The 26,284-nt window shown below is 44.5% G+C and carries 25 protein-coding genes and 1 tRNA gene; 2 read left to right on the forward strand and 24 right to left on the reverse strand.

Going from position 1 to position 26,284, the window contains the following annotated elements:
• Positions 1-71: 71 nt before the first annotated feature.
• From KOE27_RS20735 to smpB, 20 genes are all read right to left on the reverse strand, one after another.
• Complete coding sequence (locus KOE27_RS20735; RefSeq protein WP_215240705.1) at positions 72-353, reverse strand: hypothetical protein; 282 nt, start codon at positions 351-353, stop codon at positions 72-74.
• Entirely contained in the window at positions 350-889 is a 540-nt protein-coding gene (locus KOE27_RS20740) for a DUF420 domain-containing protein (RefSeq protein WP_215240706.1), read from the reverse strand. The genes KOE27_RS20735 and KOE27_RS20740 overlap by 4 nt, the downstream gene beginning before the upstream one ends.
• A gap of 1 nt (position 890) precedes the next feature.
• Positions 891-1,538, reverse strand: a complete 648-nt coding sequence (locus tag KOE27_RS20745; protein ID WP_215240707.1) for a thioredoxin domain-containing protein — start codon at positions 1,536-1,538, stop codon at positions 891-893.
• 10 nt (positions 1,539-1,548) lie between these two features.
• Positions 1,549-1,881 (reverse strand): cytochrome C oxidase subunit IV family protein, encoded by a 333-nt coding sequence (locus KOE27_RS20750; protein ID WP_215240708.1) that lies wholly within the window; start codon positions 1,879-1,881, stop codon positions 1,549-1,551.
• A gap of 28 nt (positions 1,882-1,909) precedes the next feature.
• A complete protein-coding gene (locus KOE27_RS20755) occupies positions 1,910-2,680 on the reverse strand; it encodes a cytochrome c oxidase subunit 3 (RefSeq protein WP_215240709.1) in 771 nt (256 codons plus the stop codon).
• A 13-nt stretch (positions 2,681-2,693) separates the two neighbouring features.
• Complete coding sequence (locus tag KOE27_RS20760) at positions 2,694-3,281, reverse strand: cytochrome c oxidase subunit 3 (protein ID WP_215241702.1); 588 nt, start codon at positions 3,279-3,281, stop codon at positions 2,694-2,696.
• A 17-nt stretch (positions 3,282-3,298) separates the two neighbouring features.
• Positions 3,299-4,189 carry a heme o synthase gene (cyoE, locus tag KOE27_RS20765; RefSeq protein ID WP_229252856.1) on the reverse strand — a complete coding sequence of 297 codons (891 nt, stop codon included), beginning with the start codon at positions 4,187-4,189 and terminating at the stop codon, positions 3,299-3,301.
• A gap of 12 nt (positions 4,190-4,201) precedes the next feature.
• The gene (locus KOE27_RS20770) at positions 4,202-5,206 is read right to left on the reverse strand and encodes a COX15/CtaA family protein (protein ID WP_215240710.1); all 1,005 of its coding nucleotides are present in this window, start codon (positions 5,204-5,206) and stop codon (positions 4,202-4,204) included.
• Entirely contained in the window at positions 5,181-7,064 is a 1,884-nt protein-coding gene (locus KOE27_RS20775; protein ID WP_215240711.1) for a cytochrome c oxidase subunit I, read from the reverse strand. The genes KOE27_RS20770 and KOE27_RS20775 overlap by 26 nt, the downstream gene beginning before the upstream one ends.
• Before the next feature lie 29 nt (positions 7,065-7,093).
• Positions 7,094-8,203 carry a cytochrome c oxidase subunit II gene (locus KOE27_RS20780; RefSeq protein WP_215240712.1) on the reverse strand — a complete coding sequence of 370 codons (1,110 nt, stop codon included), beginning with the start codon at positions 8,201-8,203 and terminating at the stop codon, positions 7,094-7,096.
• 21 nt (positions 8,204-8,224) lie between these two features.
• Positions 8,225-9,574: a quinol:cytochrome C oxidoreductase gene (locus KOE27_RS20785; protein ID WP_215240713.1), complete on the reverse strand. Its 1,350-nt coding sequence runs from the start codon at positions 9,572-9,574 to the stop codon at positions 8,225-8,227.
• 36 nt (positions 9,575-9,610) lie between these two features.
• Complete coding sequence (locus KOE27_RS20790) at positions 9,611-10,219, reverse strand: c-type cytochrome (protein ID WP_215241704.1); 609 nt, start codon at positions 10,217-10,219, stop codon at positions 9,611-9,613.
• Between the two features lie 12 nt (positions 10,220-10,231).
• Positions 10,232-10,762, reverse strand: coding sequence for a DUF3341 domain-containing protein (locus tag KOE27_RS20795; protein ID WP_215240714.1), 531 nt, complete (start codon positions 10,760-10,762; stop codon positions 10,232-10,234).
• Between the two features lie 40 nt (positions 10,763-10,802).
• Positions 10,803-12,227 (reverse strand): NrfD/PsrC family molybdoenzyme membrane anchor subunit, encoded by a 1,425-nt coding sequence (nrfD, locus tag KOE27_RS20800; protein ID WP_215240715.1) that lies wholly within the window; start codon positions 12,225-12,227, stop codon positions 10,803-10,805.
• Positions 12,228-12,281: 54 nt separating this feature from the next.
• A complete protein-coding gene (locus KOE27_RS20805; protein ID WP_215240716.1) occupies positions 12,282-15,371 on the reverse strand; it encodes a TAT-variant-translocated molybdopterin oxidoreductase in 3,090 nt (1,029 codons plus the stop codon).
• A 50-nt stretch (positions 15,372-15,421) separates the two neighbouring features.
• A complete protein-coding gene (locus KOE27_RS20810; protein ID WP_215240717.1) occupies positions 15,422-16,708 on the reverse strand; it encodes a c-type cytochrome in 1,287 nt (428 codons plus the stop codon).
• A gap of 273 nt (positions 16,709-16,981) precedes the next feature.
• Positions 16,982-17,052 (reverse strand) — tRNA-Cys (locus KOE27_RS20815).
• 67 nt (positions 17,053-17,119) lie between these two features.
• Positions 17,120-18,955: a 30S ribosomal protein S1 gene (rpsA, locus tag KOE27_RS20820; protein WP_215240718.1), complete on the reverse strand. Its 1,836-nt coding sequence runs from the start codon at positions 18,953-18,955 to the stop codon at positions 17,120-17,122.
• Between the two features lie 189 nt (positions 18,956-19,144).
• Positions 19,145-19,657, reverse strand: a complete 513-nt coding sequence (locus tag KOE27_RS20825; RefSeq protein ID WP_215240719.1) for an HNH endonuclease — start codon at positions 19,655-19,657, stop codon at positions 19,145-19,147.
• A gap of 155 nt (positions 19,658-19,812) precedes the next feature.
• Complete coding sequence (gene smpB, locus KOE27_RS20830; protein ID WP_215240720.1) at positions 19,813-20,271, reverse strand: SsrA-binding protein SmpB; 459 nt, start codon at positions 20,269-20,271, stop codon at positions 19,813-19,815.
• Positions 20,272-20,332: 61 nt separating this feature from the next.
• Here smpB and KOE27_RS20835 point away from each other — a divergent pair, with 61 nt between their 5' ends.
• Positions 20,333-20,806, forward strand: coding sequence for a hypothetical protein (locus KOE27_RS20835; protein ID WP_215240721.1), 474 nt, complete (start codon positions 20,333-20,335; stop codon positions 20,804-20,806).
• Here the strand turns inward: KOE27_RS20835 and KOE27_RS20840 are convergent.
• On the reverse strand, positions 20,803-21,780 hold the full coding sequence (locus tag KOE27_RS20840) for a radical SAM protein (RefSeq protein ID WP_215240722.1): 978 nt from the start codon (positions 21,778-21,780) through the stop codon (positions 20,803-20,805). The two genes, KOE27_RS20835 and KOE27_RS20840, sit on opposite strands and share 4 nt — an antisense overlap.
• A gap of 1 nt (position 21,781) precedes the next feature.
• Positions 21,782-22,624 (reverse strand): acetyl-CoA carboxylase, carboxyltransferase subunit beta, encoded by an 843-nt coding sequence (gene accD, locus KOE27_RS20845; RefSeq protein WP_215240723.1) that lies wholly within the window; start codon positions 22,622-22,624, stop codon positions 21,782-21,784.
• A 235-nt stretch (positions 22,625-22,859) separates the two neighbouring features.
• On the opposite strand from accD, the gene KOE27_RS20850 reads away from it, so the two are divergent.
• A complete protein-coding gene (locus KOE27_RS20850; protein WP_215240724.1) occupies positions 22,860-23,402 on the forward strand; it encodes an NADPH-dependent FMN reductase in 543 nt (180 codons plus the stop codon).
• Positions 23,403-23,431: 29 nt separating this feature from the next.
• Here KOE27_RS20850 and ftsZ read toward each other — a convergent pair whose 3' ends face one another.
• A complete protein-coding gene (gene ftsZ / locus KOE27_RS20855) occupies positions 23,432-24,871 on the reverse strand; it encodes a cell division protein FtsZ (protein WP_215240725.1) in 1,440 nt (479 codons plus the stop codon).
• Positions 24,872-24,909: 38 nt separating this feature from the next.
• Positions 24,910-26,271 carry a cell division protein FtsA gene (gene ftsA / locus KOE27_RS20860; protein WP_215240726.1) on the reverse strand — a complete coding sequence of 454 codons (1,362 nt, stop codon included), beginning with the start codon at positions 26,269-26,271 and terminating at the stop codon, positions 24,910-24,912.
• Positions 26,272-26,284: the final 13 nt, after the last annotated feature.

The following is a 26,284-nucleotide window of genomic DNA, read 5'->3' on the forward strand; positions in this document are numbered from 1 at the left end:
TTTCCCGGTAAAAAACAATAGCGGACCGTTCACCGCTCCGCTATGCCCTTCTTGTATTTTTGATTGATCCATTACGATGGATAGGCCTGTTTAATTCTCGCAGAAATAAATTCCCTTTCCTGTCTGATCTTCCGGCTGTTTCTATACCACAAATAACCGATTACCGCCACAATCAGGTATGGCATCACAAACAGATAAACAATCCCCGTATTTAAGCCGATACCGACATTGTTTCTTCCATTCCCCATCGAACTCTCAACCGATCCCCGACACATGGCACACTGCGCGTAGCTCTCCTGGCCCGCTACCAGGAACATTAAGATCAAACTTGTAATGATTAATAGCTTTTTCATGAATAATAAGGACTGATCATCAGATACACAATTACACCGCTGACACTTACATACAGCCAGATGGGCAAAGCCCATTTCACTGCCTTCCGGTGTTCAGAAAGCTGGTTGGTATAGCCAAAATAAACAGCACGTAATACAAACCAAACGACCACAATCGACAACAAAATATGGGAGATCAACAGAAAATAATAAACCGGCCGTATCCATCCTTGTCCGCCATAGGGAGTGGACTCGTTGGAAACGTGATAAAGGATATAGCAAACCAGGAATACGGCTCCCAGAACAAACGCACCGGTCATTGCCTGTCGATGCGCAGCATAGTTCCTGTTTTTAATAAAATAATATCCCAATAAAAGCAAAACGGCCGTAGCGGAGTTAAGCACACCAATGACATGCGGTAATACTTTAGTCCACACTCCCAAGTCTATCTTTTGGCGGACCCCCAGTAATACAGCTACTGCCACTGGAATGGCAATTGCCAGGATGTTGATAATACGTCTGTATTTTTGTTTATTTTCAATTGTTATAGTTGCCATATTAATGCTTCAAACGTTCTTTCTCTTCAAAATTTAAAATCTTAAGCTCAGCCATCAGTCTGTCGATCTCCTCGGGCAATGTGCCATTATAATATCCCCTGGTATATCCCTTCCTGTCTATCAGGACTAACTTTGAAAAGAGTGGAATGTTTTTCTTTCCTGGTAAATTTGCTTTCATCTGCAGATCCGTCTCAGTCACATGAGCCACCTCTTCCGCCGATCCTGTTAAAATGGGCCAACCAATCTCCCTGGTGACCGACTTGTCAAGACTATCCGCGGGCTGCTCTGCAATGCTGATCAGTTTCAAACCTTCGATATGTGTTCTTAATGCATAAATCCTTTTGAGCTGTTCCAACACAAGTTGGCAGGAATCACCGCAATCCGCAGGGATATAGTTGATAACAGTTATATTGCCCCTAAGAGGCTGCTTGGAATTCGCTGAATTACTTCGTCCCGGAAAATGGATCTCGGGCAAAGCCTTAAAAACGGTATCACTTCCAGCTATAACCACATTTCCTTTCTGATCCAGCACCGGATTAAAGTAAGGCAGATCGTAATGGTTAGAAGCAAAATACCGTAAAAATGTAAAAATCAAAGCCGGAATTACCAATGTGAAGATCAGCAATCCGGCTTTACCGTATTTTTTCATATTTTCCTACCTACCCGAATATTGCATCGAATATCGCCTGTCCTTCCAGCAAAAGCGCCAGGATCAACCAGGCCACAAAAATAATAGGTATCAGTATTGACCAGATCAGCCCTTTGGTTTCATGCTTCAAGTGCATGAATTCCCCTACAATGTAAAAAGCTTTGACGATCGTCATTACGATAAATATACCAACTTTGAGAACGCCATGGTGCAGCGTAAAAGCGATGAGGAATTCCAGTGCCGTAATTCCCAATAGGATCCAGAACGTTTTCCAGATAGCTTTTCTTTGCTCCGCGCCCGCATTGGGGTCGTCATGATGATGGATGTGATGTGCGTCTGACATATCTCTTATTTAAACGATATCTTATTAATTAAACCAGATAGAAGAATGTAAATACAAACACCCATACCAAATCTACAAAGTGCCAGTATAAACCTACTTTTTCAACCATCTCATAACTGCCTCTCTTGTCATAGAAACCAGTTGCAGCGCGGAAGAAGATCAGAATATTCAATATCACCCCGCTGAATACGTGTGTTCCGTGAAAACCTGTGATAAAGAAGAAAAAATCAGCAAAAGCAGCAGGACCGTACTGATTTTCAGTAAGATTGGCTCCATGAACCGTTTTTTCAACCCAGACACCGTTTTCAATGACTTTCATAACGCTCCCCGCGTCAGTTCCGTGAATAAAGTGAGACCACTCCCAAGCCTGGCAGCCCAGAAAGGTAAACCCGCCAAGAATTGTCCAAAGCATATACTTCTCAACATTGGCACGATCCATCCTGTGTCCTGCTTCCACCGCCAGTACCATTGTAACGCTACTTGCGATCAGGATAAATGTCATGATACCTACAAACACCAGCGGCAATGCAATTCCATGTAAAAATGGAACCGCTTCATATACCTTTTCAGGAATGGGCCACCACATGTTAGAAAATGTAAAGTCAGCGACTTCACCTGAAAATGCCGGGAAGCTAAACCGCTGATATCCGTAAGCTACCAGCAAAGCCGAAAAGGTAAAAGTATCAGAGATGAGGAAAAACCACATCATTAATTTCCCGTAACTCGCTTTCATAGGCTCAATACCGCCCATCCAAAGTTTGGGTTCTATCGCGCCAGGTGTTGTTACATTTGCAGCCATTGGTAAGAAATAATCAATTAAAGGTCAATAAAAAAACAAAGAGATAAACCCAAAGTATATCTAAAAAATGCCAGTAGGTAACACAAATCTGTATCTGCCGTAAATTCTTGGCATGTATTTTCGACTTGAACGAGGCGATCCACGCATAGAGCAGAACGATCAGCCCACTCATAATATGAAACCCGTGTAACCCTGTAAATACATAAAAAAAAGAGCCCGAAGGGTTACCTACGAAATACACATTCATTGCAACCAGTTCCTTCCAGCCCTCAAACTGCATCCACAAAAACGCCAGCCCCAACACAAATGTAATAGAAATTGCTATTCTCAATTGTTTGAACTGATCTTTTTTTGCCATCTGATAAGCCCATTGCATGCACACACTGCTGATGAGCAGTACACCGGTACTATACCAGAAAATACGTGGCATCTCAAACTCCAGCCAGTTTCCCTCCGCCCTTCTGACCAGATAGGCACTGGTCTGAGACGCAAAAAGCATAATGATACTTACGAGAAAAAGCCACAGAATGAACTTCATCGGATCCATTGCCAACGTTTCCTGCGGTTTCTTCTCTATTTTATACTGCTGAATATTTTCCATTTCGCTTAAAATCAATTTCACAATTTATCCAACAAAAACGCGATCTGTACAATCGGAAGATATATAAACGATCCAAACATCAGTTGTTTCGCCGTCTTATCGGTGCACGAACGCATCAGGTGAAAAGTCTGAGCCAGAAAAAGTACACCAAAAACAGTAGCTACAAATGCCGAATTAATACCCGTCATTCCAAGCTCATATGGTAACCATCCAATGGGAAGTAAAAACAAGGTATAGATCATGATCTGTATCGTGGTATCTACATCCTTTAATCCGTTGGCAGGTAATAGTTTGAATCCTGCTCTTTTGTAATCATGATCCAGAACCCATGCGATCGCCCAAAAATGGGGAAATTGCCAGAAAAATTGAATCGCGAATAATATCCCCGGTTCCAACCCGAAATGATTGGTTGCAGCCACCCATCCGATCATCGGTGGAAAAGCCCCAGGAAACGCTCCTACAAAAACCGCGATAGGTCCCACCCTTTTTAGTGGTGTGTATACAAATCCGTATAAAACTAGAGACAACAGAGAGATCAGCGCGGTACTGAGGTTAAACATGAAACCAAATATCAGTAAAGAACCTACTCCCAAAAACACCGCCCATACAATGGCCTGCTCAACCGTAATCCTCCCACTTGGCAGGGGACGACCGGCCGTCCTTTTCATCAGCTTATCCAGATCCGTTTCCAGTATCTGGTTAATGATGTTCGCCGAACCTGTTATTCCTATTGAAGCTAAAACAAAGAACGATAATTTACCAAGATCCACTTCCTTAGCTCCGAGACAATAACCCATCGCGCCCGAAAATGCGATTAAGGAGGCCAGTCTGAATTTCAGAAGCTCGAATAAAACTCTTACACTTTCTAAGGGCCGGTCAAAACCAATAGTATTGTCTGTTGACGTCATTCCAAATTCATTTTAATCCCTCACACCGCTTTGCAAACTCAAATACCTGTTCGGATTAACTAATAAATATATTATAAACTGTAGTCCCAAAAGCAATATTCCAAAGGTGAGATGCAAAGGTTGCGCAAAAGGAGGCACTCCCAAATACGCCATTATGATACCTGTTAAAATTTCCGCACCCAACACCACCAAACATCCCTTTATGTATTTTTCAACACTATCCCTACTATTCCCTGCTCCACGGATCAGATAAAACCAGTAGAGATTAGCGCCTAGAACCAGCAAAGAGAAAGATCTGTGAACATAAAATCTGGCACCGAGCTGCTCTATCCATTCCGTACGCGCTTGGTAACCCAGTATTCTGATCACCTCATCCATATTCTCCCTCACCTGCGTCCCGATCAGTACCTGAACAAGGGTAATACTAAGCACAAATATACCTACTCCTGCTACGCCCTTTTGCGGTTTTTCACTGCCCTCTGAATATGTATACTTTGAAAGTACGTATACGTAAATCAGTATAAACACAATTACTATGGCCAGCAACATATGCAGGGTAACAATTACCGGGTGTAATTCAAAGCTTACCACCTTTGCACCAAGCCATCCCTGAAAACCTACCAGTAGAAATGCCGCCAGCGCATAATAAAAAATACGCTTCTGAGATTTCAGATAAGCCCAGGAAGCCAGAAGGGTCAGAAAAATCATCAACCCTGTAAAAGCTCCCAGCAACCGGTTAACGTACTCCGTCCAGGTTTTAACGGCGTTAAACTCAATCTCTCCCTTTAATTTGGTACCATAAATCTCCTTGTAGTTGACAGGGAGCTCGGATAACTCAGTTGGCGGTACCCACCTTCCGAAACACTTCGGCCAGTCAGGGCAGCCCATACCTGCACCTGTACTACGAACAACTCCACCTGCTATAATCAACAAATAGAGTGTAATAACTGTATTCAGGGCCAGCCGTTTGAAACGACGGCTGGCTTTCGAATTAATGAGAGGTTTTGAACTGATCATTAAAATTTTGAGCCTCAATCGTCTTCTCCAACGAGATTAACTCATTCTCATGCGGGAAGTTAGACTCCGGCGTTTGTGAATATGGAATATTCTGAGGGATAAAATCCTCCTTTGCACCTGGTTTGCTGTAATCATATGACCAGCGATATACCGCAGGCAACTCACCTTCCCAGTTACCATGTCCCGGTTTGATCGGCGCAGTCCATTCAAGCGTATTGGACCTCCAAGGATTTTGCGGAGACGTCTTACCTTTGAAAATGCTATAAAAGAAGTTCCAAAGAAATACAAACTGCGCAAAGAACGTGAATATAGCCGCCATGGATATAAACATATTCATATCCACAAACTTATGGGTGAAGTCGTAGCTGGTGAAGGTATAATACCTTCTGGGGAAACCTGCAATACCTACATAGTGCATTGGAATAAACACCATGTATACACCGATGAACGTAAGCCAGAAGTGTAATTGACCCAGGCTTGGGTTCATCATTTTTCCAAACATTTTGGGGAACCAGTGATATACCCCTGCAAACAACCCGAAGGCCGAAGCCGCACCCATTACAAGGTGAAAGTGAGCCACCACGAAATAGGTATCGTGCAATTGTATATCCAGGGCACTGTTACCCAGAATAATCCCCGTTAAACCGCCTGATACAAAAAGAGATACCAAACCAATCGAGAACAGCATACCCGGTGTGAAAACGATGTTACCACGCCATAACGTTGTGATGTAGTTAAATCCCTTAACCGCGGAAGGTACTGCAATAATCAGTGTCAGGAACATGAAAACCGATCCCAGGAAAGGATTCATCCCGGTCACAAACATATGGTGAGCCCAAACGATAAAAGCAAGAAATGCAATACCCAGCATGGATGCGATCATCGCCCGGTAACCAAAAATAGGTTTGCGTGAATTGGTTGCAATTACCTCGGAAGTGATACCCAAAGCAGGAAGAAGTACGATGTATACCTCAGGGTGCCCCAGGAACCAGAACAAATGCTGAAACAAAATGGGGCTACCGCCTACATTAGGCAGTGCTTCTCCATTGATATAAATCTCGGACAGATAAAAGCTTGTTCCAAAATGTCTGTCAAAAATCAAAAGTAATACCGATGAAAACAGTACCGGAAAGGAAATTAAGCCCAGTACAGCTGTAATCAGGAACGACCAGATTGTCAAAGGAAGACGATCGAACGACATTCCTCTGGTACGCAGGTTAATAACCGTAGTAATATAATTAATCCCTCCCAGCAACTGAGAAACAATAAATAGCGCCATGCTAACCAGCCACAGCGTCATACCCATCTGTGACCCGATGTGCGCCTGTGGAAGCGCACTTAACGGAGGGTAAATTACCCAGCCGCCGGCCGCAGGACCTGTCTGCAGGAACAATGACGCAAACATGATGATACTGGCAACGAAGAAAAACCAGTACGACAACATATTCATAAAACCTGAAGCCATATCCCTGGCACCAATCTGAAGCGGGATCAGAAAGTTACTGAATGTTCCACTCAAACCAGCCGTCAGTACAAAGAACACCATGATTGTTCCATGCATGGTAACCAGCGCAAGGTAAAAGTTAGGATCAAGTTTCCCTGAATCGCTGATCCATTGACCCAGAACCGGCTTTAACCAGGATAGATTGGAGTCCGGCATACCGAGTTGTATCCTGAAGACAACCGACATGGAAATTCCGATAACGGCCCAAATAATACCCGTAATCAGATATTGCTTCGCAATGATTTTGTGATCCTCGCAAAAAACGTATTTCTGCCAGAAGTTTTGCTCCTCATGATGATGTTCATGCTCCTCTGCGTGCTCGTGAGCTGTTTCCATTCCTACGATAGCTGACATATATCTTTAATGTTATTAAAATTAAAAAATTAGCGTAGACTCGTTGATCCCGTTCCCGCAGATCCAGAAGCCGTTGAGCTGTCTGCTGGTGCCGCGGTGCCTGCCGGAATAAATTTCATTGCTTTGGCCTTCAGGTTCTCAGGAACCTTGGCCAGATACTCCGGATAAGTTGACAGAAACGGCTGTTGTTCTGCACACCATTTTCTGTAACTAGCTTCGTCTTCCACAATAAGTTTCGTTCCCATTGAGAAGTGACCCATTCCGCATATCTCTGTACAAACCAGTTCGTAATTAAAATTCGGATCGTTCAGCTCTGCTCTCATGTCAGCTGTAGTTTTATCCGCAACGAACCAGAATTTTGTAGGCATTCCGGGGACCGCATCCATTTTCACACGCATGTGAGGGATGAAAACACTGTGTAAAACGTCACGCGCTCTTATTTTCAGCAATACAGGTCTGTTCGCCGGTATATGGATCGCACTTGCAGGGCCCATAAAATCATCAAATGAGTTTTCATCAGATAGGTCTATACCCACTTCATTTTGAGAATCAATCAGCTTATAATTGTAATCTCCCAGCTTATTATCCTTTACACCTGAATATCTGGTGATCCAGTTGAACTGCTTTCCTGTAATTTCAATCACCTCAGCGTCTCTGGGAGCATCCGATGTGATGTCTGACCATGCTTTCCATCCTGTAAACACCAGAAGCGCCATTACAATAGCTGGGATAATTGTCCAGATCAGTTCAAGCTTGTGGTTATCCGGATAAAAGGCAGCCTTATTACCTTTCTTGTATTGGTACTTCCAGGAGAAAAAGAAGATCAAAAAGTTGACCAGTATAAAAGGTATGGTCAGAATTCCCATTGCAAACCAGAACAGATCATCTGTCCTTCTTCCGTGAATAGAGGAAGCCTCTGGCAGATAATAATCCGTTGAATGAAGATAAGACCAGACAATAGCAATAGTTCCGAAAATCAGGATAACCAGGAACATTGCACCGTTCACTTTATTCCCAGCAGGTACTGCATCCGGAGCATCCGGTTTTTTAACCGATTTCAGAACATCCTGCAGACGGGCGATAACGATACCCGTTAAAACTATAAAAACTAATGCAATTAATGCGATAATATAATACATGTCAATTTTACGGTTAGGCGATTAGGCTATATCGTGATGCAATGATTCTTCCAACATAGGATGATGTCTCGGGATCAGATTAGCCTTCTCAAGTTGTGTAGCAACCGACCAGGTAAAGGCACAAATAAACAGAAGGAAAAATCCCCACTCCAAAGGTCCGAATGTTCCCGCGGATCCAACAGTACCAGGCATAATGTTCGTATAAAAATCCATGTAATGCCCAATGATAACACTCCAGCAAGCCACCTTCAAGATTGAATGCGTATACTTCGCATCCCTTGTCATCAGAACCAGGAACGGAAAGAAGAAGTTAAGAAACAGCGTGATAAAGAACGGTGCTTTGTAGAAACCATCATATCCCCTGAAACGCTCAATAAAATAGATCGTTTCTTCAGGTAAGTTGGCATAGTAGATCAACAGGAACTGAGCGAACCATACATAAGTCCAGAAAATACTGAACGCAAATACGAACTTACCCAGGTCACGCAAATGGCTTTTGTTGACCGCCCTGAGGTAACCTCTTTCACGAAGCATCACAACTGTCAGCGTAATTACTGCCAAACCGGCTACGTGCCAGCTGGCAAGGGTATACCAGCCAAACATTGTACTGAACCAGTGTGTATCAATCGACATCACAAAATCCCAAGCCGAAGTAGAAGAAGTAACTCCAAAAACAACCAGAAATGCAGTACCAAACTTCACAGATTTGTCATAAAACTCTGTTCCTCCTATTTCGTCTTCCTGTAGGGAAAGATTACGGATCACTTTCCACAACCCGAACCAAACCACAAAATAGAATACCAAACGTCCTACAAAAAATGGTGTATTCAGATATCCTTGTTTATTGGCAATGATCTTATCATATCCGGGATCTCCTTCTATAAACAATTCAGGATGTGTCCAATGAAATAAATCATGGCCGCCCCAAAAGAAAGTAGCAAGCAATACCACACCTGTTACAGGTAAAAATGCCGGCATCGCCTCGGGTACTCTTTTAAAAACAGCAGACCATCCTGCCTGAGCCAGATAATTGTAGGAAAGGAAAAACATTCCAACAACGGAAATTCCTGTAAAGTAAACGCCGTTTACCCAAAGGTTTGCCCAGATACGACTGGTCCACTTTGCAGGATGTGCTACCGCTGCAGCCTCATGACCGCCCGCTGCATGTTCCCCAGCAGCATGCCCCGCCGCGGCTGCATGTTCCGCTCCGTGCGCCGCTACTTCATGTCCTCCGCCACCATTAGCAGCCAGATACGCTCCAACCAGAATCAAAGCCACACTTACGGCCCCACCGATCATCAAGTTTCTCTTTGCTCCTGAGGTGAATTCAAACCGTTCTTCAATAGAAGGAATCGAATGTGCTGATGCCATTATTAATTTTATTAATTCTCTGTTATCAAAATTGTATTAGGACCCTTTCTGTAATTTTTGTACATAATGTACAATCTTCCATCTTTCCTCCGGATTCACCTGAGAAGCATGAGGCCACATCCTTGCTTTTCCGTAAGTGATCACGTGAAAAATATGTCCTTCGTTCAAATTCTTATAAGCATCGCTGGCATAGTTGGGTACCCCTTTGTACATCGCTCCAACTTTACCATCACCTGCTCCCGTAGCGCCATGGCAGTGCTGACAGTACCTGTCATACAAAACCTTACCCTCAGCAAGCGACTTCTCATTCAAAGGAACCGGATTTTTTAAAACTCTTTCAGAAATTCCAATGCTATCCGCAGCAATGTTGTATACCATCAAATCCACTTTGGCAGAGTCTGCATCTCCAAAGCTCGTTTTGTAATTTCTCCTGGCTACTGTTCCTTCCACAGGTAACCGCATGGTCAACCCCATTGGGTTAATCGGGTTTGGCTTTTCCTGTTTGTAAGGCTCATAACCTACCGGAAGATACATGTTAGGCGCATATTCCGTACCGGGATTATTGGGATCCTTGGTACAACCGGCCACCATTGCCAGCAGCATTACCGGAATACCTATCAGCTTATATAAATTTCCAAATTTCATCATCTTAGCACTTTAAAATTGTTTGATGTTGACCTCTTCAGCACCACTGTCTTTAAGTGCCCTGGATATTTCGTCCTCAGTCATTGAATTTCTTCCCATATTGATCGCCATAACAAATTTGTTATCCGTTGAGCGAACATCGAAACGGGGGTGAAAATGTGTGGCAGGCCCCAAGCCATTGGATATCAGAAACGTGATTACCATACCAAATGCTGTAAACAATACTGTCAACTCAAATGTAACAGGGATGTAGTTAGGTATAGAGATCGGATCCTTACCGCCTACGATCATGGGCCAGTCAATACCCATTGTCCAGATTGTCAGAGTAAGTGCCGTGCAGCATCCTGTCAAACCAAACAGGAACGCGGCAATACCAATCCTCGTTCTTGGATGGCCCAACGCTTCATCAAGGCCGTGCACCGGGAACGGAGAATACACTTCTTCAATTTTCACTCCCGCCTTCCTCAATTTCGGAACTGCATGCAGGACGGTATCGTCGTCATCGTAGACACCTACTAAATATTTACCTGTTAACTCTGCCATTTTATACTAATATTAAATGCGCTTCGAATATTCTCTTTATTTATTCTTTGTCTTTATCATAAGCCGGAACCCCCTGCCTTACTTTCGCTACCCCTGCAATTTTCTTGGGCAAGTCAGACGACGTAGAACGGATTACAGCTTTTACCTCCGCCATGTTTATCACGGGTAAATATTTGGAGAAAAGCAGGAATAGGGTAAAGAACAGTCCAAATGAGAATATATAATCCCCTATATCGTACATGGTAGGTGAGAACATCGCCCAGCTTGAAGGGACGTAGTCGCGGTGAAGAGAGGTTACGATAATCACGAAACGCTCGAACCACATACCTATGTTTACTACAACCGATATAAAGAATGTAAATGTGATACTTCTGCGGAGTTTTCTTGACCAGAACAGCTGTGGAGAAATTACGTTACAGGTCATCATTGCCCAGTATGCCCACCAGTAAGGACCGGTCATACGGTTAAAAAATGCGTAGTATTCATATTCTACGCCACCATACCACGCTATAAAGAACTCAGTGATATAGGCAACACCCACTACCGAACCGGTCAATGTGATTACCTTGTTCATGGTTTCAATGTGCTCCAATGTGATGTAATCTTCCAAGCGATATACAACACGTGTGATCAGCATCAGGTTTTGTACCATCGCAAATCCTGAGAAAATAGCTCCTGCCACGAAGTATGGAGGGAAAATCGTAGTATGCCAGCCAGGAATAACCGATGTAGCAAAGTCCATACTTACAATCGTATGCACTGAAAGTACCAGCGGGGTTGACAAACCAGCCAGAATTAAGCTGATATATTCATAGCGTGCCCATGTTTTAGCAGATCCGTCCCAGCCCAGAGCGAATGAACCATACATGAAACGTGAAATTTTACTTGTTGCACGGTCGCGGATGGTAGCCAGGTCAGGTATTAAACCGATATACCAGAAAACCAGCGATACCGAGAAGTACGTGCTGATCGCAAATACGTCCCAAACCAGCGGCGAGTTGAAGTTCACCCACAGGGAACCAAAAGCGTTAGGAAGCGGAAGTGCCCAGTATGCCATCCAAGGACGGCCCATGTGCATCAGGATAAACGATGCCGCACAAATTACCGCGAAGATGGTCATCGCTTCTGCTGCTCTGTTGATGGAGGTTCTCCATTTCTGACGGAACAGCAACAGGATGGCGGAGATTAGTGTTCCTGCATGACCGATACCCACCCACCAAACGAAGTTGGTAATATCCCAGGCCCATCCAACAGTTTTATTCAAACCCCAGACTCCCAGACCTTCCCACCATGTCCATGCCAGGCAGAACGTACCATAAGCCAAAACAAGCAGGGAAATACCAAAAGCAATTTTCCATTCCTTCGTTGGGGCACCCTCTACATGGCGGCATATATCCTCCGTCACGTCTGCGTACGTTTTCCCGCCCTGAATTAACGGTTGTCTCACGGGTGAAGTAACATGCATACTACTATTATTTTAATGATTTAATCTTCAAACAAATTCTGACTTATCTTGAAATTAAGCGTGTTCCTTTTTTTCTTCCGCTTTGGCAGCAACATCTTTATTTCTGACCTTCGTAAGGTAAGAAACCTGCGGACGAACGTTAATCTCTTCCAGCATGTGGAAAGCACGACCTTCTCTTTCTACCGCAAGAAGCTTGGATATTTTACTTTCAGGATCGTTCATATCACCAAATGTAATGGCGTTGGTAGGGCATGAGCTACCGCAGACTACAGAAACGTCATCATCCACCAAACGTCTTCTTTCCTTTTTAGCCTTCAGTTTTGCCTCCTGGATCAGGTGAACGCACATAGAACATTTTTCGATAACTCCACGAGATCTTACCGTAACGTCTGGGTTGATGACCATCTTACCCAAATCATTATTGAAGTTGTAATCGAAATTATCGTTATCAAAATATTTGAACCAGTTGAAGCGGCGCACTTTATAAGGGCAGTTGTTTGCACAATAACGTGTTCCCACACAACGGTTATAGGCCATCTGGTTAAGTCCCTCTGAGCTGTGTGTTGTTGCCAATACCGGACAAACCGTTTCGCAAGGGGCATTATTACAATGCTGGCACATCATCGGCTGGAAAGTAACCTCGGGGTTCTCCGAAGCGATCTCCAGACCGCGCAGATCTTCAACATCCGCATCACTGCTGTAATAGCGGTCAATCCGGATCCAGTGCATTTCACGTGCATTGATAATCTCCTGGCGTCCTACCACAGGGATGTTGTTTTCAGCCTGGCAGCTCACCACACATGACCCGCAACCGAAACAAGTATTCAGGTCAATCACTAAACCCCATGAATGATTTTTATATTTATGGCCATTCCAGAGAGACAGATCGGTTGCATCCACTTTTCCCTCGGAAGTCTGTATTTCAGGAATAAAACGTCCTGCCAGCGGATCTTTCTGGAAATGTGATAGCACAGTATCTTGTAATACCGACTTACGGTTCATCACCGTATTATGCGTTTGCGTCTGCGCTATCTCGCGAGTCTCACCCGTTTTACTGAGTGTTACCTCACCTGGGGCGAAAGACAAATATCCATTACTGAAAGCTGCAAGAGGGTATACATTTTTACCGACGTTGTCAGCAGATTTTCCTGCTTTCACACGACCGTAACCTATTGCAACAGCAACGGTACCATTGGCTTGTCCGGGCTGGATCAGCACGGGAAGTTCAACGGTTTTACCTTTAAGATCTATTTTGATTACATCACCTTGTGCATATCCCTGCTCAGCAGCTGTCTTTTGAGAGATGGCTGCGTAGTTGTCCCAGCATGCTTTTGATACCGGCTCCGGGAATTCCTGAAGCCAAGGGTTATTGGCAGCCGCACCATTACCGATACCTACTTTCTCATAAAGTACCAGTTCTATTCCAGCAGACGAAGCCTTATATTTTTTGGCCACATTGGCCGCTGCTTCGTCAATATTTCCGGTAAAGTCAACAGGGACAGGTGCAGCACTACCGCCGAGTGTCAACACCCCATCGTGAAGGGATTTTACCCAGAATTGCTCAAAATCACCTCCCTGAGTAAAGATATTTTTTCTCCAGTAAGATTTCAGATAAGCATGAAAATCAGATGGAAGACCCGCCCATTTCAAAAGGCTGGACTGACCTTGTCTCGTACTGAAAATCAGGCTGATTGCAGGTTGTGTAAGACTGTAAAAACCAGCCTTTGGCATCGCATCGTTCCAGGACTCCAGGTAATGGGGAGCCGGACATATATATTTAAGTAACGATGAGGTCTCATCAGCACGGTCGTTAAACGAAACGCTCAACGCCACATTCGGCAGCGATGCAGCAAGTTCCGCCCCGCGTGGGTGATCGTAAACAGGATTAGAACCGTAAACAATAACCGCGCTTACCTTACCGCCTTTTACTTCATCGACAAATTCATTCATCGCGATATCATTTCCCTGACGGTAATATACCGGGGTATTGATATCGATGGTACTTCCGTAACTTCCCAGCAATCCATTCAGCGCACTAACAACAACCTGTACTGAGGGGTCATTGATTCCGCAAACCACCAGTGCACTTCCCTTAGCAGCAACCAGTTCCATCGCCGCTTTGTCAAGATTTGCTATATCACCTGGCGCAGCGGTTGCGATGGATTTCCCTCCGAGCTTCGCCGCTACCTTGTTATAAAGTGCAGTCACCACCAGACCCAACTGAGATGGTTTTACCGCAGTACGGTAATCCGCGTTGGAACCGGTAAGAGAAAGTGTCGTTTCAAACTGATAGTGACGCGACATATCCTTTTTGCCGTCTTTCGCACTGCTTACAATCCGTGTCTGCGCAAATTGGGCTGAAAAAGCCTCAGGAGCAATCCATGTTCCCAGGAAGTCAGCATCTATACCTACTACCAGTTTCGCTTTGCTAAAATCATAGGAAGGAATAACCGCTTTGCCAAACGAAAGCTCATTGCCCTTTATAAGGCCGGCAACCGAGTTAGCGTCGTACGTTATATGTTTTGTAGTAGGATATTTTGCAGTAAAATCGGCAATAACCGATTTAGTGGAAGGGCTTAAAAGCGTTGGGGAAACAATTCTGATATTTCCACCTTTGGCCGCGATAGCAGCCAACTGATCCATAATCTCTTTATCTACCTGATCCCAGGAAACCTTAGTATCCTCTCCTTTTTTCGGGCCTCTTAATTTTTCATTGTCATATAAACCCAGCAATGAAGCGTGTACTCTTGCACTCACACCTGCTGACGTTTTGCCAAGAGAATTTCCCTCAATCTTAATGGGGCGACCTTCTCTTGTTTTTACAAGTATACTGGCATAATCTCCCCCTTCCGAGTAGGTGGAAGCATACCAGTTAGAAATCGTAGGGTATTCGCCCTCAGGCTTGTTAACGTAAGGTATTGCTTTTTTGACAGGCGCTTCACAAGCCGCCAAGGATACCGCGGCCATCCCAAAGCCAAGGACTTTCAGGAAATCCCGGCGGTTTGATCCGGTACCATCTACTAAACTTTCGTACTGGGTTTCTGCCGGGGCATCTGCAAATTCCGATCCTGCGCTTTTTATAAATTTCTCGTCATTCCGCAGTTCTTCGAGCCCCCTCCAGTATCTTTTATCAGTATTTTTCATAAAAATATTCAATACAAATGAGTTGTATTCCGGTATTTATTTCTTGTGTATTAATAGTGGCACTTAGCACATTCCAAACCTCCGATATCAGCCACTTTCAATGCTTCTTTGCTTTCCGAAGCATGCAACTGCACCAGCTTGTCGTAATACTGGTTGTCCTTGGTATTAACCTCAGTTTTACGGTGGCAGTCAATACACCATCCCATTGTAAGAGATGAACGTTGCTGGATAACTTCCATCTTTTCAACTTCACCGTGGCAGTTCTGGCATTCCAGCCCTCCTACATTGACGTGCTGCGCATGGTTGAAATAAGCCAGATCTGGCAGGTTATGCACCCTAACCCATTCTATTGGCTGATCCTTCTCAATGGAAGTATATATTTTCTGTATTTCAGGAGATTCCTTTTTAATCACCCCATGGCAGTTCATACAAATATTAGCGGAAGGTATATGTGCCGACTTACCCCTGTTCACACCTGTATGGCAGTAATTACAATCTATTTTGTACTCACCTGCATGCAGCTTATGAGAAAAAGAAATCGGCTGCTTAGGGGCATATCCCTGCTGTACACCCACACTGTAGGCTCCGTCAAGTGTTGCCTTGATTACCAGCAGAATGAAAACCCACACCGTTGCAGAACGTATGGCGGGATCGGTTACGATGGCTTTGAGAGAATTACTGAAACGGGTCATGAAATCTCCGTCGGCGGTCTCTTCTGTCTGGCCGCTGACAGCTTTGCTAAGCAGCGAAACAATTACCACTAATACGCCAAGTACCAGTAGCATAACCACCACAAGCGCCACCAGAACAATCATAAACAGATCGGATGGGCCTCCAGCACCTGCCTCAGAACCACCAGCGGCGGCACCTGAAGTTGCTGCTGCTGCCGCAGGAGCTGCAGTTGCAGCCTGGTCAACATACGCAAAGATTGATTTGATATCATCCTCCGACAGGCTGGGAAAGCTTGTCATCTGCGTTTTTGAATATTCATTATAAATTTTTACTGCATAAGGATCACCTGAAGCAATTACAGCTTGTGAGTTACGCACCCATTTAACAAGCCATTCCATATTGTTCCGGCTTGTGGCTCCTTTTAAACCCGGACCTACTACACGCTCATCAGTAGCAGCGTGGCACTGCGCACAGTTATTTTTGAAAATACTTTCACCCTTTGCTGCATCGCCTCCACCGGCGGGAGCTGCGGCAGTTGCCGTGCTGTCCTGTGCAGATACTAAAAGAGGTAAACTAAGGAAAAGTGTTAAAGCGATTGCTATTAACGTTTTTGAACACTTTAAGATAGGTAAAAACTTAGAGTCTTCTCGGAATGGTATATTCATAATAAACTATGCATTATTCTTCAGCAGACAAAACTAGTTCACGATTCTTTATCCACAAAAGTATTTTAATGATATTTTGGGCAGGTATGTTATTTATAATATTTCTAATTAAAACAAGTATGACGGGCGTCATACTTTTATTCTTATTCCTTGCTAGTGAGGACATTAACTGAAAAATACCATTTGAAAAAATCGTCTGCCGATCGTTCTCAAATGGTATTTTCAAAGCCTACCGTTGTATATTAAACGGAATTCAAATATAATTTATCTAAGAGGTTCCGAGCGGATTCGAACCGCTGTACAAGGTTTTGCAGACCTCTGCCTAGCCACTCGGCCACGGAACCAATTTGGATTAGCAGATATGCCTTTAGCCTCTCTGCTAATCCGGTGCAAAAGTATTAATTAATTTGGCTATTCAGCACTATCCTCGTCTTTTTTAGCCACTTTTTTTCCTTTCTTTTCGCTTTCCTCAAACTGTTCCTTCAAAGCTGACAGGACACTCAGGTCACCGAAAGTTGATTTCTCAGCATCCTTAGGCGCTTCTGCTGCTTTTGCAGGTGCCGCCTTCGCTGCTTTTTCTTCTTTCCTTTCCTCTGATGCCGGAGCTGCTTTTACCTTTGAGTGAGATAAAACGATTTTCTTTTCATCTTTCAGGAATTCCAGTACGGTGAAATCAAGGCTTTCTCCTACCTCTGCAAGTGTACCATCCTCTTTTGCAAGATTTTTGATGGCAGAGATTCCTTCGATACCATAAGGTAGTTCAAGGGTGGCAAATTTGTCACCTTTTGCTACGATCGTCGATTTGTGAACAGACCCTACCGCAAAAATGGTTTCAAAGGTATCCCATGGGTTTTCTTCAAGTTGCTTGTGGCCCAGTGCCAGACGACGATTTTCTGCGTCCAGTTCAAGCACTACAACTTCAAGTTCGTCATTTACTTTTACGAAATCCGAAGGATGTTTGATTTTCTTAGTCCATGACAAATCAGAAACGTGAACCAGTCCGTCGATACCTTCTTCAAGCTCGATGAACAAACCAAAGTTGGTCAGGTTACGTACCACACCTTTGTGGCGTGTTCCGATCGCATACTTTTCTTTCAGTGAACCCTGAGTCCATGGATCCTCTGTAAGCTGTTTAATACCCAGAGACATTTTGCGTTCCTGACGGTCAAGCGTCAATACCACTGCGCTGATCTCGTCGTTTACGTTCATAAACTCCTGCGGATTGCGCAGGTGCTGTGACCATGACATTTCAGAAACGTGGATCAGACCTTCAACACCTGGTTTGATCTCAAGGAAAGCACCGTAATCAGCAACATTCACGATGCGACCGGTAACTTTTGATCCAACCTGGATTGTTTCGTCAAGAGAATCCCATGGGTGAGACTGAAGTTGTTTCAAGCCAAGAGAGATACGTTTTTTCTCTTCGTCAAAATCAAGCACAACCACGTTAAGTTTCTGATCCAGCGAAAGCAGGTCAGATGGGTGGTTGATACGGCCCCATGAAATGTCCGTAATGTGAAGAAGACCATCCACACCACCAAGATCGATGAACACACCAAAGTTGGTCATGTTTTTGATCACACCTTCAAGTACCTGACCTTTCTCAAGGTTATTCAGGATCTGCTGGCGTTGTGCTTCAAGATCTTTTTCGATCAGTATTTTGTGAGATACAACTACGTTATCATTAGCATAGTTAATTTTCACAACTTTAACTTCCATACGTTTTCCAACAAAAATGTCAAAATCACGTATTGGCTTCACGTCGATTTGTGAACCAGGCAAGAAAGCCTCAATTCCAAAAATATCAACAATAAGACCACCCTTGGTTCTTCTTTTCACGTTGGCGTCAATAACCACATCTTCGTCAAAAGATTTCTGGATGTTATCCCAGGCAGTGATTACTTTGGCCTTTTTACGGGAAAGAACAAGCTGTCCCTGAGCGTCTTCCTGATTTTCAACATACACTTCTACCTCATCTCCGATTTTCATACCAGGGAGGTCACGGAATTCATTGGATGATACGATACCATCCGATTTAAATCCGATGTTAAGTATTACTTCACGGTCCGTAATTCCAACAACTACACCTTTAACCACCTCTTTTTCCTGAACAGGAGAAAGAGTAGTTTCATACATTTGTTCAAAACGGTCGCGGTCAGCTGCTGAATATCCAGTACCGAAACCTTTGTCTGCTGCTTTGTCCCAGTCGAAGTCAGGGAGAGGCTGATTTTGTTTTTCCTTAGACATAAATAGGAATTATCGCTCTTGTTTACATCAGCCTCCGAGCTAAAGGGCTGAAAATTAGTTTAACAAAGAATTTTTTAAAAAACAGAGCGCAAAGGTAGGATATTTTGAAATAAAAATCCACTCTTCAGGAATTATTCCCAAAAGCAGCAAAATGTCCGGAAAAGTTAATAAAAGACCCGTAGCGTGTGGCTATTGATACGCACGGTCCTTAGCCCCCAGGTAAGGCATCCATTCATCTGCTGCTAAACCTGAAAAATCCCTGATAAACATCAGAAAGGAAGGGCGGAATGGCGATTGCTTCAAATGCATACCAGCTTCTTCGGGTGTAAGGTCGCCTTTTCTGGAATTACAGCGCTTGCATGCCGTTGCCAGGTTATCCCAGGTTGTTTTTCCTCCCCGGGACTTGGGCATTACATGATCCAAAGTGAGATGATCATGCGTTCCGCAGTACTGACACCGGTTTCCGTCACGCCGGAAGATATTGTGCCTCGTCATGACCACGCCGCGGTAAGGAAGATGAATGTAGTGATTGAGGCGGATCACAACCGGCATGGGATATTCATTGCTCACCGTCCGAAGAAAATGCCTGGGAGACTCAGCAAGCATTTCAGCTTTGTTCATATACACCAGCAAGAACGCTTTTGGGACGGTGCAAACACTTAATGCACTATAATCTTGATTAAGAACCAGTACTTTACCCATGAGTCTTTAAGGCAATTCGTTCCGACAATATAGGAATTTTTACCTAAAAAAACGTTCACAAGTATGCAAAAATTGCCAATTATCCCTATGGGTAGCCCGTCTGGTCCAAAACATAGGATTTGCATATTAAAGAATTGTAAACCAGATGTTAACATTTAGTAATTAATCCTGTCGGTTTCCCGCTTGATATCCCTTTCCTTGATGGTGTCCCGTTTATCGTACAGCTTTTTACCTTTAGCCAGGGCAATATGCAGTTTCACCAGGCCGCGCTCACTGGTAAACATCCTTACCGGAATAATGGTCAGCCCCTGGTCTTTTATTCCCTCCGTCAGCTTTTTTATTTCACGTTTGGTAATGAGCAGCTTTCTGTCCCGCATCGGGTCATGGTTATAGTGAGTCCCTTCGGTATACGGCGCTATGTGCAAACTTCTTACGTACAGCTCTCCATCCATAAAAAGACAGTAGGCATCCTGAAAATTCACCTTTCCCTGGCGGATGGATTTTATTTCAGTGCCTGTCAGCGCTATTCCTGCCGTGTATTCATCGATAAAAAAATATTCGAATGACGCACGTCTGTTCTTGATATCTACTTTCTTTACTAGCTTTTCTGCCATTTCACTATTCTTTAAACAAAGGGAGGTAAAAGTAGTGTTTTTGTTAAAACCATACCAACGTATGATGCATTTACGTATTTACCCAATCGTCTCGATTTTAATCTGGTCACTTGCCTGCGGATCTTTTTGCAAAGCCCAAAATGAAACCATGAAAGTGCGCTCCGTTGTGGACCGGTTGTTTGCAGCGATGCAAGAAGGGGATTCTGCCAAAGCGCATGCCGTGTTTTCAGATCATGCACAGCTTACCTCACTTAGTTATGACAAAAAGGATTCCCTGATCATATCCACCCATCCTGTAAGCGGCTTCATCAAAGCCATTGGTACCCCTCATCAGGAAAAATGGATTGAGAAAATATACAATGTAAGCATTTCGGTGGATGGGCCTATGGCAACGGTATGGGCGCCCTATAAATTTTACCTGGACGACCGGTACCTGCATTGCGGCGTCAATGCGATTCAACTACTAAAAACCATGGCCGGCTGGAAAATTACGGAAATAACGGATACCCGGCGTAAGGAAAACTGCCCGGATTAAAGCCTCATCATCTGCTTCCAAGTGCCCTTCATCCGATTATATTTAATCGTACTTGGCAAGGCCTTCCACCAGTACCGGTTCATTTCAACGGCGAAAGAGGGCTGCATGTAACAGTTAATGGCGCAACCTTCACAGGCGGGCAAACGTCCTTCAAGGGCAACCAGTTTCTGTACTTCATCGGAATGATAAAGCTCAAACAGATTTCCGTTTATCGCAAAATCTTTAAGCCCAAGGTGATAACAGGGAAGTACCAGCTTGTTTTCGGGTGAAATAACCAGCGTAGTACTTGCCGCCTTGCAAACGGGATCTTCCACATGATTGCCGCCATCGAGCCTTAGCTGGACAAACGCCTCATTCAGATATACATTCTTCTGTTTTCCCCACCACAACATTTCCGTAAGCGCTTCCTGTGAAAGACTGCCTCCGATGCCATTGTATTCAAAAACAGGGTTCAGGATAAGTACCAGGTCGTTAGGCAAACATATTTCATCCCGTAATTGGCGTATCTTGCCCACATTGTCTTCAAAAACGGTGAATATAATGTCAGGCCTTTCTCCAAGGCTGCGGGCAATTTCGATAGACTCCATTACCTTATCAAAACATTTCACTCGTCGTGAGGTATCATGTTCGTCTCGGTCAGGAGAATCCAGCGAAAAATGAAGCATATCAATCAGTCCACGGAGTTTGGTGGCCTGTTTAGGATATAACAAACCGTTGCTGGTCACCGTGGTGATCATGCCCTGCGCTTTGGCTTCCCGCAGCAGTACATCCAGTTGGCGATGCAGCAGCGGCTCTCCCCCTGTGAAATCTATGACTTTCACGCCAAGCCTTTTCAGATCTCTGAGGTTTTCTCTGAAACTTTCAAGTGTGATATAAGGCGAAGGCTTCTCCCAAATGTCACAAAAACCACATGAAGCATTACAACGATACGTCACATAATAATTGCACAGAACGGGATGAGATACCAAACGCATATCAACGAAGCATGGTGAGCAGGCTGGTTAATTTATCTTTCAGGTCCTTCCGGTCGACTATAAAATCCAGGAAACCGTGCTCGAGTACAAATTCCGCACTCTGGAATCCTTTTGGCAGGTCTTTGCCTATTGTTTCCCGGATCACCCTGGGGCCGGCGAATCCGATCAGCGCGCCTGGTTCCGAAATATTGAAATCTCCCAGCATGGCATAGGAAGCCGTAACACCACCTGTGGTAGGATCTGTCAGCAGAGATATGTATGGCAATTTTGCTTCGGATAACAGTGCAAGCCGTGCCGATGTTTTGGCCATTTGCATTAAGGAGAAACTAGCCTCCATCATTCTGGCCCCTCCCGACTTGGATATCATTAGAAAAGGCAACTTATGGTCCAAAGCATAGTTAATGGCCCGCGCGATTTTTTCTCCAACCACCGACCCCATAGAGCCGCCTATGAAGTTAAAATCCATACAGGCTATCACAATCTTGAGATCGTTCATTTTTCCATGACCAGTTCTGACGGCATCCTTCAGACCTGTTTTCTTCATCGTGGATTTGATCCTGTCGGTATAGGCTTTGGTATCTACGAAATGAAGCGGGTCACCGGAGGTAAGATTGGCGTCAAGTTCTACGAACTCATTATTATCAAACAGCAGTTCGAAATAAATCTCCGATCCCACTTTTTCGTGATAATTACAATGGGGGCAAGTATATGCGTTTTGTTTATGTTCTCTGGTTGGAGTGACTTTTTTGCAATTAGAACATTGGTACCACAATCCGTCCGGAGCTTCACGTTTCATCTCCGTGGGAGTACTGATACCTTTTTCTTTTCGAATGAACCAAGACATACTGATATGTGGATTATGACCTTAAAATAAAAGCTTATATAACAAGCCGTTACGGTGTTTTCGTGATGAATTGAGAGGTCAAAGATAGTAATAAATGTTTGGTATAATGAAAGTACCAGCCAGTATTGCATAGAATTACCGGTACTAATCCGAACAATTTCGATCCAAATTTGTTAACCTACCAACACCCGTTCGTCCGGGGCGGAACAAACCGGATCGTTTAGCATTATCTCAAATGACAGAGTCTTCTTCGCCTATTGTAATTATAGTGGGTACCAATCGGCCCCAGTCCATGTCCCGGAAAATTGCCGAATACTACCATCAGGTACTTGAAAGTCTGAATACCCCAAGTATTATTCTGGACCTGATCCACCTGCCCCACGATTTTACTTTCTCGGCTATGTACGATAACTGCGGTAAGAATGAAGATTTTAACTCCCTGCGGGCCTTGCTGGAGAAAACAGATCGGTTTGTATTTATTGTGCCTGAATATAACGGCTCCTATCCGGGTGTACTAAAGGCATTTATTGACGGACTTCCTTACCCCAATAGTTTCAGTAATAAAAAAGCAGCACTGGTTGGCTTGTCTTCCAACATGCAGGGAGCAGCCATAGCGCTAAGCCACCTCAATGACGTTTTCAGCTATCTGGGAATGAACACCCTGGCGCTCCGAGTGAAGCTGGCTCAGATACGTGCTCATTTTAACGGCACCGAAATCACAAATTCACTCTATAGGGAACTCATAGACATCCAGGCCGCACAGTTGATCCGCTTTTAAATAGGAAAGGGAGCAAGAAGCTCCCTTTCCTATTTTAACCAATGCTGTTCCATTTCGTTTGCAGGAATTGCGGGCTTTTTCCAGAGGTCAATCCGGCTCCTCTTATAGGCCGCACCTTCCAGATCAGCATATTTAACCAGTCCTTCTCTGAAGGATTTGATCATGGCAGACAAACGTGCACTCTCCTCATCTGACCATTTTCCTTCTTCTTCCTCTTCGATATAGGATATGTTAACGGGTGCATTCGGTACGGAGATCACATGACCCACCTCCAATACGACAGTACCCGTTGGTGTGGCATCCAACGCAGCCGATACCATAACCGGAGACTCTTCTTCTTCCGGAAGAGTAACTTCCGTTACCACTGACACCTCTTCCTTCTGCTCCTTATCTTCTTTTACCTTACCCCAATTTTTAATTTCAATTCCAGGGATGGGAGATTCCACACTGTCGAAACCGGCTGCCACAATAGTGACCCGCAGCTTGTCACCGAGAGAATCGTCAGTGATGGTACCTAGCTTAAACATCCTTGCCTCACCTCCTACCTGTGACAGCACAAAACGCCAGATTTCACGCTGCTCTTTCATGGTAGCCTCGCTTTTCTTGCTCGTTGCCAGGGTTACCAGAATCCGCTTCGCACCTGTAATATCTCTGTCGTTCAGCAAAGGAGAATCCAGCGCCTCTTTAATAGCAATTTTGGCCCGGTCTGCACCTGTAGCTTCTGCCGTCCCCATCACCGACTGCCCTGCCTTTTTCAGTACCTTTTCAACATCCTTGAAGTCGGTATTGATATTACCGCTCGTTGTGATGATCTCGGAGATACTTTTTACGGCATTTAACAAAATACCGTCTGCTTCGGCAAATGCCTGCGTCAGGGTCATATCTTCATATAACTCTTCCAGCTTGTCATTAAGAACCACCAGAACGGTGTCACTGTATTCCTTTAATTGCTCTATACCTTCAAGTGCCTGTTCTTTTTTATCCAGCCCTTCCCAGGTATAGGGAGCTGTTACCACGGCCACCGTCAGTTTACCCATTTCTTTGGCAAGCTGGGCAATGACCGGTGCAGCACCTGTACCCGTTCCTCCGCCCATTCCGGCGGTTATAAAAACCATCTGCGTGAATCCGCCCAGCAAAGCCTTGATCTCCTCAATGGTTTCAAGTGCGGCTTCCTTTCCTTTTGTAGCATCTGTTCCGGCCCCAAGTCCTTGCGTGAGGGTAGCACCGAGTTGTATCTTTGTTGGCACGGGGCTATTAGCCAGTGCCTGGCGGTCGGTATTACATACGGCAAATTCCACATCTTTGATTTTTTTCTCAAACATGTAATTAACCGCGTTACTTCCTCCTCCACCAACGCCGATTACCTTGATAATAGCGGGTTCGGAATGGGCAGAACCAATGGGCTGTTCTCGTACGATTTCGTTCACAATATAGTCCTGGTCTAATGCTTGCAATAAACTGGTGTTCATAATCCCGGGGTGTTGTTGATATCAGTTATAAATCCTAGCTAATACTCATCTGTATTCTCATCTTTCTTGCCCAGCAGATTATCCCAAAAAAACCGCCCGTTTTTTTTGAGTTCTTCACGAGGCTCTTTCTCTTCTTTTCTTTTCACTTCAACCGTAGCTTGCGCCCGGTTGGTCATTTCAGTTAATGAGGGTTTACAAACAGACTTCACTCTTGGATCAATTGCCTTGATACCCGCCCATGCCAGGCCAATTGCAGTTGCAAAAGAAGCATTACTTACTGCATCTGCTTTGACGGTATGCGCCAGATTCTCGGGAAAACCTACCCTTACGGACAGGTCGGTTACTTTTTCAAACAGCAGTTCAATATCAGGTATATTGGCACTTCCACCGGTGAGCACAATTCCGCCTATCAGCTTTTCCTGATAACCCGAATTGATGATTTCCCCATAGACCATTGCCGCTATTTCCTTCAGCCTTTCTTCGATAATCAGGGCTACGTTCTTTTTTAAAACTTGCTTAGGCGGCCTTCCAGCCAGAAAATTAACAAAAATTTCAATATTTAAAGGAATATCTTCGGATAATGCCGTGCCGAAAACTTTCTTTAGTTGTTCCGCATTCTCAGGCTGAATGCCGCAACCTGTTGCCAGGTCACTGGTAATATGCCTTCCGCCGATCGGGAAAGATACAATATGCCTTACAATTTTGTCCTGATAAATAATGAGGTCTGTGGTATGATCCCCGATATCCACCAGGGCAATCCCGGCCTTCATTTCATTTTCCGTCAGCACGGCCAGCCCCGTTGCCAGGGGGGCGTACACCATTTTATCACATTTCAGGTTATTGTCCGCATCAAACAAACTCTTTCTGGTGCGCTGAATGGATTGGTTATTAGCGGAAATAATCAGGAAATTAGCTCCTAACTTGATACCCGTGCGCCCTACGGGCTCTTTAACACCCGTAGCATTATCCACCACGAAATCCATCGGCAGCACATGGAGCACATCATAGTTAGGTTCTGTCCTGGCACGATACATATCATCCACAAGCTGGTCGACGTCCCGTTGGGTGACCTCCTCTCCGGTGGATGCAGACGGGCGCAAAACCCCGTCACTTTGTGCACTCACTTTGACGTGCGAACCACTGAAACTAACATTTACAATTCCAATATCAAGATCGGACAGCGCAGCGGCTTCCTGCAGTGCCTCACGGACCGCACCTCCTACCTGCTTAATATTTTCCACCGATCCGTTCACCACGGCTCCAGCAGGCACCGGTACTTCGCTAAATCCTAAAATCTCAATATTGTTATGACGGGATCCTGATGCAGCGCCCTGTGCAGCAATTACCGCTATTTTAGTACTTCCAATATCTACTCCAACTACAATTTTTTCGTGTGCCATGGTACCGGTGAAT

The organism is Dyadobacter sp. CECT 9275, assembly GCF_907164905.1.
GTDB classification, from domain to species: domain Bacteria; phylum Bacteroidota; class Bacteroidia; order Cytophagales; family Spirosomataceae; genus Dyadobacter; species Dyadobacter helix.

Excerpts from the sequence above, each read along its gene's own strand:
- smpB (WP_215240720.1), bottom strand. The coding sequence starts at position 20,271 with ATGGCAGAAAAGCTAGTAAAGAAAGTAGATATCAAGAACAGACGTGCG.
- KOE27_RS20780 (WP_215240712.1), bottom strand. The coding sequence starts at position 8,203 with ATGTATTATATTATCGCATTAATTGCATTAGTTTTTATAGTTTTAACG.
- KOE27_RS20835 (WP_215240721.1), top strand. The coding sequence starts at position 20,333 with ATGATGCATTTACGTATTTACCCAATCGTCTCGATTTTAATCTGGTCA.
- KOE27_RS20775 (WP_215240711.1), bottom strand. The coding sequence starts at position 7,064 with ATGTCAGCTATCGTAGGAATGGAAACAGCTCACGAGCACGCAGAGGAG.
- KOE27_RS20750 (WP_215240708.1), bottom strand. The coding sequence starts at position 1,881 with ATGTCAGACGCACATCACATCCATCATCATGACGACCCCAATGCGGGC.
- rpsA (WP_215240718.1), bottom strand. The coding sequence starts at position 18,955 with ATGTCTAAGGAAAAACAAAATCAGCCTCTCCCTGACTTCGACTGGGAC.
- KOE27_RS20745 (WP_215240707.1), bottom strand. The coding sequence starts at position 1,538 with ATGAAAAAATACGGTAAAGCCGGATTGCTGATCTTCACATTGGTAATT.
- KOE27_RS20770 (WP_215240710.1), bottom strand. The coding sequence starts at position 5,206 with ATGATCAGTTCAAAACCTCTCATTAATTCGAAAGCCAGCCGTCGTTTC.
- cyoE (WP_229252856.1), bottom strand. The coding sequence starts at position 4,189 with ATGACGTCAACAGACAATACTATTGGTTTTGACCGGCCCTTAGAAAGT.
- KOE27_RS20740 (WP_215240706.1), bottom strand. The coding sequence starts at position 889 with ATGGCAACTATAACAATTGAAAATAAACAAAAATACAGACGTATTATC.
- ftsZ (WP_215240725.1), bottom strand. The coding sequence starts at position 24,871 with ATGAACACCAGTTTATTGCAAGCATTAGACCAGGACTATATTGTGAAC.
- ftsA (WP_215240726.1), bottom strand. The coding sequence starts at position 26,271 with ATGGCACACGAAAAAATTGTAGTTGGAGTAGATATTGGAAGTACTAAA.
- KOE27_RS20825 (WP_215240719.1), bottom strand. The coding sequence starts at position 19,657 with ATGGGTAAAGTACTGGTTCTTAATCAAGATTATAGTGCATTAAGTGTT.
- KOE27_RS20805 (WP_215240716.1), bottom strand. The coding sequence starts at position 15,371 with ATGAAAAATACTGATAAAAGATACTGGAGGGGGCTCGAAGAACTGCGG.
- KOE27_RS20850 (WP_215240724.1), top strand. The coding sequence starts at position 22,860 with ATGACAGAGTCTTCTTCGCCTATTGTAATTATAGTGGGTACCAATCGG.
- KOE27_RS20790 (WP_215241704.1), bottom strand. The coding sequence starts at position 10,219 with ATGAAATTTGGAAATTTATATAAGCTGATAGGTATTCCGGTAATGCTG.
- accD (WP_215240723.1), bottom strand. The coding sequence starts at position 22,624 with ATGTCTTGGTTCATTCGAAAAGAAAAAGGTATCAGTACTCCCACGGAG.
- KOE27_RS20795 (WP_215240714.1), bottom strand. The coding sequence starts at position 10,762 with ATGGCAGAGTTAACAGGTAAATATTTAGTAGGTGTCTACGATGACGAC.
- KOE27_RS20840 (WP_215240722.1), bottom strand. The coding sequence starts at position 21,780 with ATGCGTTTGGTATCTCATCCCGTTCTGTGCAATTATTATGTGACGTAT.
- KOE27_RS20760 (WP_215241702.1), bottom strand. The coding sequence starts at position 3,281 with ATGGAAAATATTCAGCAGTATAAAATAGAGAAGAAACCGCAGGAAACG.
- KOE27_RS20735 (WP_215240705.1), bottom strand. The coding sequence starts at position 353 with ATGAAAAAGCTATTAATCATTACAAGTTTGATCTTAATGTTCCTGGTA.
- KOE27_RS20810 (WP_215240717.1), bottom strand. The coding sequence starts at position 16,708 with ATGAATATACCATTCCGAGAAGACTCTAAGTTTTTACCTATCTTAAAG.
- KOE27_RS20785 (WP_215240713.1), bottom strand. The coding sequence starts at position 9,574 with ATGGCATCAGCACATTCGATTCCTTCTATTGAAGAACGGTTTGAATTC.
- KOE27_RS20755 (WP_215240709.1), bottom strand. The coding sequence starts at position 2,680 with ATGGCTGCAAATGTAACAACACCTGGCGCGATAGAACCCAAACTTTGG.
- nrfD (WP_215240715.1), bottom strand. The coding sequence starts at position 12,227 with ATGCATGTTACTTCACCCGTGAGACAACCGTTAATTCAGGGCGGGAAA.